The organism is Streptomyces malaysiensis subsp. samsunensis, assembly GCF_024519315.1.
GTDB lineage: Bacteria > Actinomycetota > Actinomycetes > Streptomycetales > Streptomycetaceae > Streptomyces > Streptomyces malaysiensis.
The window spans coordinates 44,796-59,042 of sequence record NZ_JANIIC010000032.1 but is presented as its reverse complement, the minus strand read 5'-3'; the positions used below and the strand labels follow the sequence as shown (position 1 = coordinate 59,042).

Here is a 14,247-nt window from a genome sequence, read left to right as displayed (position 1 = left end):
TCAAGGGTTTTCCTACGCAAAAGCTGCAAGGAGTGCGCGTGCTCACCGTCGGTGACAAGTTCCCCGAGTACGACCTGACCGCCTGCGTGTCGCTGGAGAGCGGCAAGGAGTTCGAGCAGATCAACCACAAGACCTACGAGGGCAAGTGGCGCGTCGTCTTCGCATGGCCCAAGGACTTCACCTTCGTGTGCCCGACCGAGATCGCGGCCTTCGGCAAGCTGAACGACGAGTTCGCCGACCGTGACGCCCAGATCCTGGGCTTCTCCGGCGACTCCGAGTTCGTCCACCACGCCTGGCGCAAGGACCACTCGGACCTGCGCGACCTGCCCTTCCCGATGCTGGCCGACCCCAAGCACGAGCTGATGCGCGACCTGGGCATCGAGGGCGAGGACGGCTACGCGCAGCGCGCGGTGTTCATCGTGGACCAGAACAACGAGATCCAGTTCACCATGGTGACGGCCGGTTCCGTGGGCCGTAACCCCAAGGAGGTCCTGCGGGTGCTGGACGCCCTCCAGACCGACGAGCTGTGCCCCTGCAACTGGAGCAAGGGCGAGGACACCCTCGACCCGGTGGCCCTCCTCTCCGGTGAGTGAGCTGATTCACCATGGCACTCGATGATCTGAAGTCCGCACTGCCGGACTACGCCAAGGACCTCAAGCTGAACCTCGGTTCGGTGATCGGCAACTCCGACCTTCCGCAGCAGCAGCTGTGGGGCACCGTGCTGGCCTGCGCGATCGCCTCGCGCTCGGCGCGGGTGCTGACCGAGCTCGAGCCGGAGGCCAAGGCCAACCTCTCGCCGGAGGCGTACACCGCCGCCAAGTCGGCGGCCGCCATCATGGCGATGAACAACGTCTTCTACCGGACCCGGCACCTGCTCTCCGACCCGGAGTACGGAAACCTGCGCGCGGGGCTGCGGATGAACGTCATCGGCAACCCGGGCGTGGACAAGACCGACTTCGAGCTGTGGTCGCTGGCCGTGTCCGCGATCAACGGCTGCGGAATGTGCCTCGACTCGCATGAGCAGGTGCTCCGCAAGGCGGGCGTGGACCGCGAGACGATCCAGGAAGCCTTCAAAATCGCCTCCGTGCTCCAGGCGGTCGGCGCCACGCTGGACGCCGAGGGCGTCCTGGCCGCGGGCGGCTGACGCGCACGGTCGCACCGTTGGTTCGCGGAAGAAGGGCGCCCCACCGATCGGTGGGGCGCCCTTCGGCTATGGCTCGTGCCTCATGCGTGAGGTGCGGACTCCCGTGTGCCGTCCGGTGCTCGTGCCCACTCCACCAGGGCGGCGTGGACCGGTGCCCTGAAGAGCTGCCGCGCGACGTGCGGTTTGTCACGCAATAGGTGCTCCATGGCGCGCAGCACCTCGGCGAAGGGCTGCTCCCGTAACGCCTGGGCCAGGTCGGCGGCCTCGGCCTCCTCACCTTCCCGGATATACGTATGCCACTGCGCCAGTAGGCCCCGGCAGGTCTTGTACGTCGTCGTCCGTCCTCCGACCAGCTCCTGCCGGTCGTTCAGTCCGAAGACCCGGACGGTTTCCGCACCCTTGCGGGTGCTGGCCTCATACCGGCAGGAACCCAGCCGCAGTGCGAGGTGGTCCGCCGGGTCCTCGGCCGTCGGGTCGAGCAGCAGGGCCTCACCGGTGTCCTCGTGGCGCGGGTAGGCGTCACGCTTGAGATTGCTGTTGCAGTACGAACAGGCCAGCAAGTGGTTGAGCCAGTCGAACGCGCGCTCCGGAGCGAGAGCGATTGGCTGGAAGTGGTCGATGTCCGTGCCAAGGCTGTCTTCGCAGTACATGCACCGTTTGCGGCCTGGCGCCATCTCCTCCAGCAGCTGCCGTATACGACGCTTGGCCACCTTGGCACCGTTGGACCAGACATCTCGTACGGTCTTGCCCTCCGCCACCCACGTAGTGACCTTCTTCTTGCACTGCTCCAACTCCTGGGTGAGCTCATCCGGCGCCGGAATCCGCTGGATCGGGATCACTCGCCACGTCCTAACCGCGCCGCGACCTCGGTGACCCGCGCCTCCACGGAGCTGGTCAGCAGATCGTCGAGCTCGTGGTACTCGGCGACCTCCTCATCGCTCGCCTCCCCGTCGTACAGCTTCCGCTCCAACCAGACGAACCGCCGGCGGTGCTTCTCGGCCCTGCTGGAGTAGGGCGTCTCCAACCCGAACAGCTCTGAGATCGCGGCATCGTCCCCGCTGCCGAAGACGACGCGGTGGTACAGGTCCTCGTCCACGACCTCGGGTGACCGGTCCTCATCGGGGCCGGGCAGCCGGATGAGCCCGCCTTCGTCAGCGGCCTGACAGATATAGGGACTGTGGCTGCTGACGATGAACTGGACGTTCGGGAAGTGATCACGCAGCCAGTCACCGATGCGGCGCTGCCAGGTGACGTGCAGATGTGCGTCGATCTCGTCGATGATGACGACGCCGGGCATGCGGATTTGCGGCCGCCCGTCGTCCGTGACGCGCGCATCCAGCGTGCCGTAGGCGGTCTGTATCTGCCGGACGATGTCCAGTACCAGAGCGGCCACAGTGCGGTAGCCGTCGCTCATCTCCCGCAAGGGGAAGGGCCGACTGCGTGCGGATGAGGTGGGTGTGGGGCGTTCCCCGTCGGCACGGGCCACCCACAGTCCCTCCGAATCCACCCGCACGACGCGATATTCCTCCGGCAGCAGGCCATGCGAGAGCAGATCGGTGACGACCCCCAGCAACTCCTCAGCTCCCTGACGCCCCTCCAGTTTCCGCAGGTGCAGATTGATCAGCCAGGAAACGCCTTCCGCGAGGGAGACGTCCTCATGGAACAGCGAGGCCATCCGGCCCGCCGGGCCAGGGGAGAGCATGAGCCGCTGGGCTTCGCCAGCACCCCCCATCAAGCGCCGGAACGGGCCGTACGCCGCGCAGAACCACCCCTGGGGGTTCTCCGACCAGGGGCCTCGCTCCGCGCCCGGCCAGCCGTACGGCGGCTGATAGGCCGCCAGGTCGGGCCGGACCGGATGGCTCAGCGTGGGGTCGGGCGCCGAAGAGGGTGGCAACGTCCAGGTCAGCCCGAGCACCTGCGGCCCGTCCGGCGCCCGCCCCCGACCGCGCAGCACATCGCGTGATGGGTCTCGGGCGATGAACGCCTGGGCCCAGCCCTCCCGTTCCCCCTGGGATACCCACCCGGTGAAGTCCGGCACGAGGGTGCGGGCCACCGAGGGACCGCCGAGCGCGACGGCCAGGGCCTTGAGCAGCGTGGTCTTTCCCGAGCCGTTGCGGCCCGCCATGACGATCCAGCCACCGCCCTCGGGGAGGGTGAGATCCACCGCGCGGGGCCCCGTGAACCCTCTGACGTTCGAAAGGCCGATCTTGGTGACGTACACCTATGACTCCTCGCCTCCCGGCGCCTCCCGGCCGCCACCGCCCAACCCCCACCTGGCAGCTCACTTTCTCACGGTGCGGTGACAGGGTGAGCCGTGACGTGAACTGGGGTGATCGGCCGACGAGTGGCCGATCACCGGTTGCCGATGCGCCCGGCCTTCACCTCGGCGAGGAACGCGGCCCAGGCAGGGGCCTCGAATATGAGCGCCGGGTGGTGGGGGTTCTTGCTGTCCCGGACGGGGACGAGGGTGGGGTGGCCGTCGGCCACCTCGACGCAGTTGCCGCCGTCAGGATTGCTGTAGCTGGACTTACGCCACCGCGCTGCACTCAGTTCGGGTCGAGCGTTTCGCATGTCGCGTCGTCCTCCATCACTCGCTGAATGAACGCCACGGATTCCCGTGGCGATAGGGCTGAGTCCCGCAGCAGATCGTAGGACAGTCGCAGCCGTTCCACGCCCCCTGCTTCTTCGACCAGTTCGCCCGAGTGTGAGTCCTCCGTATAGGCCACAGCACTACCGTCGGGCTGCCACAGAAGGGTCAGCGACGTGCCGATCAGTCCATGTAGCCCTGCGGAAAAGGGCAACACCTGAAGCGTGACATGAGCCAGCCGAGAAGTCGTTAGCAAATGGCCCAACTGTCGCTGCCAGTCCTCCGGCTCGCTGAGGGCACGGCGCAGTACAGCCTCATCGAGCACAGCGCGGTAGTGGGGTGGCGAGTCCTGGTGGAGCACCCTCTGCCTACCCAGTCGTGCGACGACGCGTTCCTCCAACTCCTGTTCATCTCCTGGCCGGGCCACCCCCAGCACCTCCCGGGCATACGCCTCGGTCTGCAACAGCCCCGGCACCGTAGCGGCCGAGTACTCGTACCGGACGGTGGCAGTCGCCTCCAGTTCCATGAACCGCTTGTACTTGTCGGGGAACACGTCCTCGCGAGCCAGCTCCCACAGCATCGCCAGCCGCTCCCCGGTCCCGTAGACCTTGTCCAGCGCGGCGATGACCTCCGGAGACCCGATCCGCACCCCGGTCTCCAGCTTGTGGAGATACGTACGGTCGTAGGTCGTCTCGTCGGCCAACTGCCCCAACGACTTGCCGGACTCACCCCGCAGCCGCGCCACCTCGGCGGCCAGCAGCCGCCGCGCGGACGGCTTGCGTCCGGAAACGCTCTTGCGTGCGGGCATCACGACCCCCTGTGTTCCTTGCCTCGCTGGCAACGCTCACCCACTGTTGACCGTAGCCATTTCCGGCCACTCTGGAGAGGCAAACAGCAACACTGAGTAAGGAAAGGCCGGATGACATGGCGTCTTACAACCCCGCACGCGGCTGGCGGTTGGACCGAATCCCCGGCAAGCGCGTGGCACAGAACGGCGATCCCGGCCAAGGCGTGACGCTGCCGTTGTGGGTGGTCCGCGACGGTGAGCACCAGGGCGACGGCCAGCTCCACCTCAGCACCGTTGAGGCGGAGCAGTTGCACGCCGAGCTGTGCTACGTCCTCGGTGACTCCTGGACGCCCGGGGAGATCCCGGCATGCCGTGTGGGCAAGGGAGCCAGCACCGTGATGCGGCGGCCGTAAAAGCGGTGGGTTTGGGCCGGGACGACGCCCGCCCAACGGACCGTCCCCCGCTCAAACCCACCATATTCAGCGGCTCAGGCCCATTCCTCGGCCTTGACCTCCGTCTGCTTCAGCACCCGCTCAATGGCTTCGGGCTGCCGGTCCGGCGGATAGCCGAAGCGCCGCAGCAGACGCTTCACCTTCGCCCGGATGCGGTCACGGGCCTGCTCGCGCACCTTCCAGTCGATGGTGACGTCGTTGCGGACCTGTTCGACCAGGGCCTTCGCGATCTGGGCGAGGATGCCCTTGCCGAGCTCTTCAACCGCAGACGGGTTGGCCGCCACCGCGTCGTAGAAATCCAGCTCGTCTTTGGTCAGCCCCAGTTCCCGCGCACGCTCGTGGTCGGCGGCACTTTCCCGCGCCACGCTCACCAGAAGGTCGATGACCTGGGCGGTGGTCAGCAGACCATTGATGTAGCGGTTCATTACCGCCTTCATCTTGTCGGTGAACAGTTTCTCCCGAGTGATGTTGCCTGCTTGCGTTTCGCGGATCTGCTTGGTCATCGCCTGACGCAGCGCCTCGATGGCGAGGTGGGGGTGGCGACTCGACTTCAGTTCGTCGATGAAGTCCTCGTCCAGGTGCGAGAGGTCGGGCTTCACGATCCCTGCGGCATCGTAGATGTCGACGATGCCGTCGACCGCCACTGCCTGGGCGTTGAGCTGTTCGATCAGCAGCCGCACATCGGCAGCCGTGGCCAGCCCCTGTTCCTCGTTCGCCTGAGCGGTGAGCTTCTCGCGGTGCGTACGGACGGCCTCGAAGAACTGGATGTCGGGCAACAGGTCCTGGATCTCGGGTGCCGTGGGGCAAAGGGTGAAGGCTTGTGCCAGGAGCCGGGAGTAGTGCATGAACCGCTGTCTGCGGGTGGGCTGGCCCGGTGACAGATGAGGTTCGGCGATCTGGAAGAAGTCCAGGACCTCCAGAATCGCCTCTCGGTACGCCTGCCGCTCACCGGAAGCCAGCACTTCCCGCCATGCGCAACCGTGCAGGATCTCCGTCAGCCGCTGATGCTGCTCGCGCACCGCGTCGGCCGCCTCGGAGATGTGCGCGCCGATGGTGCCCTTCTCGCGGTCCCGGTCGGAGTACTCGGCCAGAGCCTGCTCGATGTATCGGGCCACGCCCTGGAAATCCACCACGAGCCCGGACGGCTTCTCACCCCAGGTGCGGTTCACCCGGGCGATGGCCTGCATGAGTGCCGCACCGCGCATCCGGCGGTCGAGGTAGAGGGTATGGAGGGGCGGGGCGTCGAATCCGGTCAACCACAGGGACTGGACGATGATCAGCTCAAGCTCATCGTCCTCCTTCAGTACGCGCTTCTGAATCTCCTTGAGCTGCGTCGGGGTACGGACGTAGTCGACGACCTCGTCATCGTCCCTGGACGGGTTTCCCGTGAAGACGACCTTGATGCGGCCGGTGTCATCGCGGAGCAGGCCGGTCTTCTTGTCGCGCTCGCCGATCCAGTCGGCACGACGGCGGGCCAGCGCCTCGAAGAGCCGGGCGGCGATGGCCCGGGAGGCACACACCACCATGCCCTTGCCGGTCTTGCCGGTGAGCTTCTTCATCTCGGCGCTGCGGGCGTCCCAGTGCGTCAAGACGCCGTCCGCCAGTTCCTCCACCCGCTCCGGCGCGCCGATCAGGCTCTCGTAGGAGGCGAACTTTCGCTGCGCCTTGCGCTTCTCCTCCTCCGAGAACCCTTCCACCAGGCCCTCGGCCTGGGCGTTCAACTCATCGAGGTCAGCATCGTCGGGAATCTTGACCTTGGTGAGGTGCGGCTCGTAGAAGACGGGCACGGTCGCGCCGTCGTCCACGGCCTGAGTGAGGTCGTAGGTGTGGATGTCGTCGCCGAAGACGGCGCGCGTGTTGCCGGTCGTGTTGTCGATCGGGGTGCCGGTGAAGGCGATGAAGGTAGCGTGCGGGAGCGCATCGCGCAGATGGCGCGCAAAGCCGTCATAGAAGTCGTAGTGGCTGCGGTGGGCCTCGTCGACGATGACAATGACGTCGCGTCGCGGGGAAAGCTCCGGATGCCGAACCTTCGCCTCACGCTCTTCTTTACTGAGCCGGAACTTCTGGAGTGTCGTGAACACCACCCCGCCGGCGCGCGTCGTCAGCAGCTCGCGCAGTCGGGTCGCGTCCTCGGCCTTCACCGGCTCTCCGACCGCCTGGTGCAAACTGCGGCTCTTGGCGAACGTCTTGAAGAGCTGGCCATCGAGATCGATGCGGTCGGTGAGCAGCACGACGGTGGGATTGGCCAGCTCGGGTGTACGGGAGCCCGAGATCTTGGCCGTGTAGAAGAGCATTTCTTCGCTCTTGCCGGCGCCTTGGGTATGCCAGACAACACCCGCACGGCCGTCGGTGGCGACGGCGGATTCGGTGGCCTGCACTGCTTTGTTGACCGCGATGTACTGATGCGCCTTGGCCATCTTGACCGTGTCCACGGCGCCGGTGTTCTCGGCGGAGTAGGAGAGGAAGTTGGCAAGCAGATCGAGGAACCGGTCCGGCTCCAGCGGCCCGTCGACCATCCGCTCCAACGCCCGGCCGTCCTCGCGCTCCTCCTTGCGGAGCAGGACACCGTCTTCGGTGGCGTGCCAGGGGGCCATGTGCTGCCAGGGCGTGAAGGGGGTGCCGATGCGGGCCGTTATGCCATCGGTGGCGACGGTGGCGAGGATGGTCGCAAAGGCGGTGGTCTTCAGCTCGCGGCGGTAGTTCTGGATCTGGTCGTAAGCGGTACGGGAGCTGTCCGTGCTGGAGGCTTTTTTGAGCTCGATGAGGGCGAGGGGCAGGCCGTTGATATAGAGGACGATGTCGAAGACGAACGTGCGGCCTTTGTCGCTGACGACGCGGACCTGACTGGCGGCGAGCAGGTCGTTGCCGTGGGGGTTGGAGAAGTCGACGGGGCGGACCGTGACATGGTGCTCTTCGTCGGTGAGGGGGTCGGTGTAGCTGACCTTGGCACCGATGGTGGTGAGTTTCTGGTGGAAGCGGTGGTTCTCGCGGAGTTCATTGGCGGTGGACTGGTCGAGGAGATCTTTGATGGCGTCCTCGACTGCGGGGGCCGGGAGCTGGGGATAACGGCTGACGATGGCCTGACGCAGACGCGGATAGAGGACGAGGTCCCGCCAGCTCTTGCGCACGCCGCCCGAGGGGCCGAGTTCGCGGCCGGGGATGTGCGGCCAGCCGCGCTCGGCGAGGAGGTCAAGGGCGTAAAGCTCCCAATCGGCCTCGGACAGGTCTCTTATAGGCGGTTCCTCGGAGCCAGGTTCCTCGGAAATGCCGTCGGTCATACGACCTCCTCTACGGCGCGTTCGGCGTCCTTAATGCGGATCTGTCCGGAGATCAATTTGGGGAGCAGGGTGTCTCGGAGTTCGGCGAGGGTTCGTGATTCCGTCTCTGCCTGCACGGATGCCGTTAGCAGTTCCCTAGCCCACTCCCCGAACCGCCGCAAAGCGTCAAGCTCAGGAACGAGGATGCGATGCCTGAGAGCCACGTTACGATTCACTCCAGGAACAGCAGAATCCGCAGTCAACGCATCAATGGATGCAGACTCAAGAAGGAAGTACAGCGCTTCATTCGTGATTGCTGAATTCACCGGCTTAGCATAGAAAGCGGTATCGATCACCCACCCGGGCTTCGACATCCAGGAAACATGCCCCGCGTTGGCGCCCTTTCGCCCGACCACGGGGCATCCCATGGCTGTCAACGGCACGTCATGCCAGCCAACTTGCCCAGTACACCCGAACACTGGCGTGACACCTTGCCGCCTCTGGGACGCAGGCAGAGCTTTCCCATAGACGAGATCAGCAACCTCTCCGAGCGGGACCTCAGATGTCGCGCCTTGCAACTCTTTGCCAAGCAACGCCCTTCCCAGCGAGATCCCCGTCCCTTCAATTTGATCATTGGCTGCGGCCTTGTCGTCCAGAGCCCCGAGCATCTCAGCAATGGCACACTGTTCCGCCAACGGGGGGACGTACAGCCTCAAGCCCTTCGCCGATCCAATATTGAAGTGCTGCTGGACGGCGCCAACAGTGTGCGCTGCCACAAAAGAGCCCGCCGTAGCGTTGATGGAGTAGCACAAGAACTTAGGGTTCACATGCCGCCCTGGACGAGCGATGATGACGTCTGAGCAGTTCACATCACCCATCCCTTCCGGGATTAGGGCGGCCGCACCCGGTGCCCCAGTGCGGACAATTACGATATCATTGGGGCGCAATTGCGACTTCCTCAAGCGGGTATGAAATTCCGCTCCAATATATGCCACATCGGAGAGGTCAAGGTACCCCGGCCGCACATTCTTCGAACGCAAGAAAAGTACGCCACTGCTCTTGTATTCGGCTGTCATGGATCCCACGTGGCCGACTGTGATAGACGAACACAGATCAGCAAGGGTGCAGTGTGTCCAAGTTTCCATCACAGCCTCCCCAACTGCTCGCGCACGACCGCCTCTAGCCGTGCCGACTCCTCAAAGTGCCCGAACAACTCCTTCGTCAGCCGCGCGATTTTCTCCTCCACCGGCTCGGCGTCCGGGTCCTCCTCGACCTCCGCCGTGCCGACGTACCGCCCCGGCGTCAGCACGAAGTCATGCTCACGGATCTCATTCAGTTCCGCGCTCCGGCAGAAGCCCGGCACATCTTCATAGGATGCCGCCCCCTCCGCCCCCCGCCACGCGCGGAACATCCCCGCGATCCGCCCGATCTCCTCCGCCGTCAGCCGCTTCAGCGTCCGCGTCTCCATCTCGCCCATGGACCGAGCGTCGATGAACAGCACCTCACCCTTCCGCCCCCGCACCCAACGGGACGCTTCTCGCCCCTTCCCCCGGGCCAGGAACCACAAGCACGCCGGGATCTGCGTCGACCGGAACAACTGTCCCGGCAGCGCGACCATGCACGCCACCAGATCATCCTCGACCATCGCCGCGCGGATATCGCCCTCGCCCGACTGCTTGCTACTCATCGAGCCGTTCGCCAGGACGATGCCCGCCCTGCCCTGGGGCGTCAGCTTGCTCACCATGTGCTGAAGCCACGCGTAGTTCGCGTTACCGACCGGCGGCGTTCCGTACGTCCACCGCCGGTCCATGCCCAGCAGTTCGCCGCCCCAGTCGGAGATGTTGAACGGCGGATTGGCCAGCACCACATCGGCCTTGATGTCCGGATGCTTGTCGTTGTGGAACGAGTCGGCCGCCTCATCGCCCAGATTCGCCTCGATGCCGTGAATGGCAAGGTTCATATGGGCCAGGCGCCAGGTCGTCAGATTGCGTTCCTGCCCGAAGACCGAGACGTTGAGCGGGTTACCGCCATGCGTCTCGATGAACTTCTCCGCCTGCACGAACATGCCACCCGAGCCGCACGCCGGGTCGAGAACCCGCTCGCCCTCCACCGGCTCTAGCATTTCCACCAGCAATTGGACCACACTCGGCGGGGTGAAGAACTCCCCGCCCTTCCGGCCCTCCTGAAGGGCGAACTCCCCGAGGAAGTACTCGTACACCTCCCCCATCAGATCCCGCGCACCAGTCCGCTTTCCGTCCTCACCGACCTGGGCCTGGAAGATCAGCCGGTCCAGCAGCTTGACCAGATCGGCCAACCGTTGATTGTCGACCCGGCCGCTGTTGTAGATCTTGGGGAGCGTGTTCTTCAGGCTCGGGTTGAAGCCCTCGATGGCTCGCATCGCCGCGTCGATGGCCTCGCCGATGGTCTGGCCCTCCAGCGTGCCCTTGGCGCTCTCCAGTACCGTCTCCCACCGTGCGGTCGGCGGGACGTAGAAGATACCGGCGCCGGTGTACTCGTCCCTCTCCTCCAGCGTTTCGAGGATCGCCTGCTCGCTCCAGCCGCCCTCCGCACGCAGCTCGGCCTCAAGCTGCTCCCGCTTCTCGGCCATAGCCGCCGAGACGTACTTCAGGAACACCAGCCCCAGAACAAAGTGCTTGTATTCGGCCGCGTCCAGGCTGCCGCGCAGCTTGTCGGCGGACTTCCAGAGGATCGCCTTCATGTCCTCGGGCTTGGTGTCCTTCTTCTTCCGTGGCGGCACGGGGGTTTCCTTCTCTCCTGTTGGCGTTCCGTGTTCCGGATGAGGGCTCGGGTGGCCCCGGTGATGGTTCAGGTGGCGCGGCGGCGCACCGCCACCGCCCCGTCCGCGAGGCCCGCCGCGAGCCGGGCGGACAATTCGTCCAACGCTCCCAACTGGCGGCGAACCTCGGCCCGCAGACGTTCAGTCTCGCTCAAAATGGCCTCCGCTTCGGCCACCTCAGCCCCGGACACCTGTGGCAGGTCCATGTCCCGTACGCTCACCCGTCGCACCAGCGAACCGCTGCTGCGTCGCTGGTTACGGGGGGCCTGAAGGAGCTGAGCCAGGGTCTGGGGACGCATCCACAGGTCGGCGGGGTCCACCGGCTCGCCCTCGGCCTCGCGCCGGCGGTGTGCGCGGAGGGCCGCGATCCGCAGGCCCTGCACCGGGGCGAGCAGAACACAGCCCCCGGTCTCGTCCACCCGACTGCGGACACCGTGTTCGGTGAGCAAGAGGACGTCCCCGGCTTCGGTGGTCGCGGCCTTCGAGTACCGGGCCAGGCTCTCCAAGGCGATCCGCCGCCGCCCCACCGGCAGTTCTCCCAGCATCTCCTCCCGGCCGATGACGACCAGGCCCGTGTCCGCGATGTCGGTGTCCTTGATGCGGTGGCCGGAGAGGAGCCGGAGCTGGCCTGCGCGCAAGTGTTCCGCCAGTTTGCGGTGACGACCCCGGATCTCGCGTTCGGAAACGTCCACCTCTCCGAGCCAGTCGCGCAACCGTGGCAGGGCCGCCGCCGCCGAGCGCCGGGCGTCCAGGACCCGCCGCACGTGGTCCGTTCCCGGCTCCGGTTCGGCGAGCCGGTGAGCGGGCAGCACCGAGCGGCCGTCGAGCAGCCGCTCGGTGCCGGGGCGGGAAGGCCGGACCGGGACGCGGTGCCATGCCTCGGGGCCGGGCGCGGCCCCTCCGTCGACCGCCACCGTCACCTCGTCGATCCACCCCACGCCGGGCCGCTGAGCGATGCGGTCGGCGTCGACGAGCAGCACCGGTTCGGGCTCCCGCGCGGGGCGAAGCACCAGCAGCGCGAACTCGGCGCCGGTGAGGAAGGGATGCACACGGCGCGGGAGTTGCACGATCGTCTCGATGTGGCCCCGGCTCAGCAGCCGGTCCCGGGCTTCTACCGTGGGCCCGTGGTTCTGGCCACGCGGCCGGGTCAGGGTCCACGTCGGTACGAGGACGTATGCCCGGCCCTCGGCCGCCAGCAGCCGCACGGCGTGTTCCGCCCAGTGCAGAGGCCCTACGGCGTCCTTCTCCCGTTCCACCGGAGCGTACGGGGGGTCCGCCACAACGACATCGGCTACGGGAGAGCCGCTTTCCTCAAGCTCCTCGGATACCTGCCCTTGGGCAACGCCGTGAGCCAGCAAACGGTATCGGAGCAGCGTCCGACGCAATGGGTCGGCTTCCACCGCTGTGATGGCGCGGGCCCGGTGCAGTCCCGGAAGAGCGAGCAACATGCTTCCCGTATCGGCGGACAGGTCGATCACCCGTAGCCCGGCGACGCTTCCCACCAAGGACTCGGTCAGCCGGGCCACCGGCTCGGGGGTGGCGGTCATGGACAGGTCGGAATCCAGCTGATCCGCCAGTTTCAGCACCCGGTCGGCGGCCCGCGCCGGACCCTCGACCGCGATGAGCTCCTTCATCACTTTCCGCACCCGGGAGTCGACTCCCACCCCGTCCGCAAGCGGAGCATCCGGGAGGTCCACCGCAACGCCGTCTCCGTCCGCTTCGTGGCCGGCGGCCAGCGCAAGCGCGGAGGTGATCAGCGATTCCCCCGAGCCGACCTCGTACCTCAGCGTGACCAGCCCGCGCAGCCTCAGTCCGTGGCGGAACCGATCTCCGTACGTACGGTGGCCCGGCCTCCCAGGCTCATTCGGGGCGGGACGACGGTCCAGCCAGCTGGCGACTTCCTCGGCGTCGAAGAGCGGCTTGGCATCCGTACCGCCGACGGGTTCGGGGAAGGCGGTGCGCCCGCCGCCGGCGGAAGCTGAGGCGTGGGCGGAATGCCGACGCCGCCAGTTGGTGACGGTGGGCCGCCCGACCTCGGCCAATTCCTTGATGTCGCTCAACGACACCAGTTCCCGCTCCATCAACCCCTCCTTCCTCAGCTGATTCCCCGCAGACGGGCCGCGGCCCGCTCCATCGCTCAGAACGAAGGCGGAATCTCTCCCCGCTCCACCGCGCCCTTCTTCGCCAGTACCTGGGGGACGCGGTCGAACCGTCGCACGCAGTCAGCGGTCTCGGCGGACACGTAGCCGATCGCGCGCAGGAGCGTGGCGTGGTCGGCGGCCAAGTGGCGGTGATGAATGGGCTCATGGTGCATGATCCGGTTCCGGAGCTTGCGCAGATACTGCAACTCGCTGTGGAGCGCGGTCCGCTTGCCCCGGAAACCCGGGAAGGCACGGTGCAGCGCCGGGCGCCACAAACGCGTCTCGTAGTCGTTGCCCCGCCCCAGGAGACTCACCCAGAAGCCGAACGTCAGCGCCGGAACCACATCCGCGGGCGCATGCCGGGGCTTGTCCTTCACCACCTGTTCGATGGCGCTGACTGCCATCCTCCGGGCCGGATGGTGCAGATTCACCGCAGGGTCGCTCCACCAGTCCACACGTCCGAAAAGCACCTGGAGCCGCTGGTGCATCGCGTTGCGCATGATGACCTCGAGGATGTGAAGCGGCCCGAATAACGCTGCGGAAACCTCGATGTTCCATACGTAGCGCCGCAACGCACGTGCTTCGGCTTCCGGTCCCGGCAGTCCCTGCTGGTAGCGATCGAACCGCTCGGCTGAAATCGCCTCACGAACAAGTTTGAGCGTTACCCCGTCCACCGCGCCCCTCCCCGATGACCGGGGAAGTGGTACTCTGCCTACGTGAGCCCCGGTGTCTGCCTCTGCTTGCATGCGGCCCGGGGCGTAGCTATGCCAGGACATAGCAACACTCCGTGTCCACGGTGACACGTCACTTCTGAGCCGAGATGGCGCCTGAAGGCGTTGAGCTCCCTGCTTCATGAGGGGCCCGATCTCGCCCGTCCATGACTTTAGGGCACGCAAAGAATAGCAGCAAGTTTCTTGGTGAGAAGCCGGGTTCTCAGAGATCGCACTTCATCAAAGGCTAATCGTGAAGGCCCTTTTCATGGCTCCGCATGAACGCATCGCTCCATCCACATGCTCACCGCCCCGGACGCACACAGGGTCGGCCACCATCAGTGACCGACCCTGTGTATTCGATGTCCCGTC

12 protein-coding genes are annotated in these 14,247 nt (G+C 66.2%); 3 read left to right on the top strand and 9 right to left on the bottom strand.

From position 1 onward, the window contains the following. Positions 1–38 precede the first annotated feature (38 nt). Complete coding sequence (locus NQU54_RS25765) at positions 39–593, top strand: peroxiredoxin (RefSeq protein ID WP_257633191.1); 555 nt, start codon at positions 39–41, stop codon at positions 591–593. Positions 594–604: 11 nt separating this feature from the next. Further along, on the top strand, positions 605–1,144 hold the full coding sequence (locus NQU54_RS25760) for an alkyl hydroperoxide reductase (protein ID WP_069864533.1): 540 nt from the start codon (positions 605–607) through the stop codon (positions 1,142–1,144). Positions 1,145–1,224: 80 nt separating this feature from the next. Here NQU54_RS25760 and NQU54_RS25755 read toward each other — a convergent pair whose 3' ends face one another. The 4 genes from NQU54_RS25755 to NQU54_RS25740 all read right to left on the bottom strand — a co-directional run bounded on the left by NQU54_RS25755 (position 1,225) and on the right by NQU54_RS25740 (position 4,539). Further along, complete coding sequence (locus NQU54_RS25755) at positions 1,225–1,983, bottom strand: HNH endonuclease family protein (protein ID WP_257633190.1); 759 nt, start codon at positions 1,981–1,983, stop codon at positions 1,225–1,227. Continuing rightward, entirely contained in the window at positions 1,980–3,365 is a 1,386-nt protein-coding gene (locus tag NQU54_RS49820; protein ID WP_257633189.1) for an AAA family ATPase, read from the bottom strand. The genes NQU54_RS25755 and NQU54_RS49820 overlap by 4 nt, the downstream gene beginning before the upstream one ends. 131 nt (positions 3,366–3,496) lie before the next feature. Continuing rightward, positions 3,497–3,715, bottom strand: a complete 219-nt coding sequence (locus NQU54_RS25745; RefSeq protein ID WP_257633188.1) for a DUF397 domain-containing protein — start codon at positions 3,713–3,715, stop codon at positions 3,497–3,499. Continuing rightward, positions 3,691–4,539: a helix-turn-helix domain-containing protein gene (locus NQU54_RS25740; protein WP_257633187.1), complete on the bottom strand. Its 849-nt coding sequence runs from the start codon at positions 4,537–4,539 to the stop codon at positions 3,691–3,693. The genes NQU54_RS25745 and NQU54_RS25740 overlap by 25 nt, the downstream gene beginning before the upstream one ends. Positions 4,540–4,655: 116 nt before the next feature. On the opposite strand from NQU54_RS25740, the gene NQU54_RS25735 reads away from it, so the two are divergent. Further along, positions 4,656–4,931 (top strand): hypothetical protein, encoded by a 276-nt coding sequence (locus tag NQU54_RS25735; RefSeq protein WP_257633186.1) that lies wholly within the window; start codon positions 4,656–4,658, stop codon positions 4,929–4,931. A 74-nt stretch (positions 4,932–5,005) separates the two neighbouring features. On the opposite strand, the gene NQU54_RS25730 is transcribed toward NQU54_RS25735, so the two are convergent. The 5 genes from NQU54_RS25730 to NQU54_RS25710 all read right to left on the bottom strand — a co-directional run bounded on the left by NQU54_RS25730 (position 5,006) and on the right by NQU54_RS25710 (position 13,839). Further along, positions 5,006–8,248 carry a type I restriction endonuclease subunit R gene (locus NQU54_RS25730; protein ID WP_257633185.1) on the bottom strand — a complete coding sequence of 1,081 codons (3,243 nt, stop codon included), beginning with the start codon at positions 8,246–8,248 and terminating at the stop codon, positions 5,006–5,008. Continuing rightward, positions 8,245–9,105 carry a restriction endonuclease subunit S domain-containing protein gene (locus NQU54_RS25725; RefSeq protein ID WP_257633184.1) on the bottom strand — a complete coding sequence of 287 codons (861 nt, stop codon included), beginning with the start codon at positions 9,103–9,105 and terminating at the stop codon, positions 8,245–8,247. The genes NQU54_RS25730 and NQU54_RS25725 overlap by 4 nt, the downstream gene beginning before the upstream one ends. 266 nt (positions 9,106–9,371) lie before the next feature. Next, the gene (locus NQU54_RS25720) at positions 9,372–10,985 is read right to left on the bottom strand and encodes a class I SAM-dependent DNA methyltransferase (protein ID WP_257633183.1); all 1,614 of its coding nucleotides are present in this window, start codon (positions 10,983–10,985) and stop codon (positions 9,372–9,374) included. A gap of 68 nt (positions 10,986–11,053) precedes the next feature. Continuing rightward, positions 11,054–13,105 (bottom strand): N-6 DNA methylase, encoded by a 2,052-nt coding sequence (locus NQU54_RS25715; RefSeq protein WP_257633182.1) that lies wholly within the window; start codon positions 13,103–13,105, stop codon positions 11,054–11,056. Positions 13,106–13,161: 56 nt separating this feature from the next. Next, entirely contained in the window at positions 13,162–13,839 is a 678-nt protein-coding gene (locus tag NQU54_RS25710; protein WP_257633181.1) for a hypothetical protein, read from the bottom strand. Positions 13,840–14,247 lie beyond the last annotated feature (408 nt).

Excerpts from the sequence above, each read along its gene's own strand:
- NQU54_RS25730 (WP_257633185.1), bottom strand. The coding sequence starts at position 8,248 with ATGACCGACGGCATTTCCGAGGAACCTGGCTCCGAGGAACCGCCTATA.
- NQU54_RS25735 (WP_257633186.1), top strand. The coding sequence starts at position 4,656 with ATGGCGTCTTACAACCCCGCACGCGGCTGGCGGTTGGACCGAATCCCC.
- NQU54_RS25760 (WP_069864533.1), top strand. The coding sequence starts at position 605 with ATGGCACTCGATGATCTGAAGTCCGCACTGCCGGACTACGCCAAGGAC.
- NQU54_RS25715 (WP_257633182.1), bottom strand. The coding sequence starts at position 13,105 with ATGGAGCGGGAACTGGTGTCGTTGAGCGACATCAAGGAATTGGCCGAG.
- NQU54_RS25725 (WP_257633184.1), bottom strand. The coding sequence starts at position 9,105 with ATGGGTGATGTGAACTGCTCAGACGTCATCATCGCTCGTCCAGGGCGG.
- NQU54_RS25740 (WP_257633187.1), bottom strand. The coding sequence starts at position 4,539 with ATGCCCGCACGCAAGAGCGTTTCCGGACGCAAGCCGTCCGCGCGGCGG.
- NQU54_RS25745 (WP_257633188.1), bottom strand. The coding sequence starts at position 3,715 with ATGCGAAACGCTCGACCCGAACTGAGTGCAGCGCGGTGGCGTAAGTCC.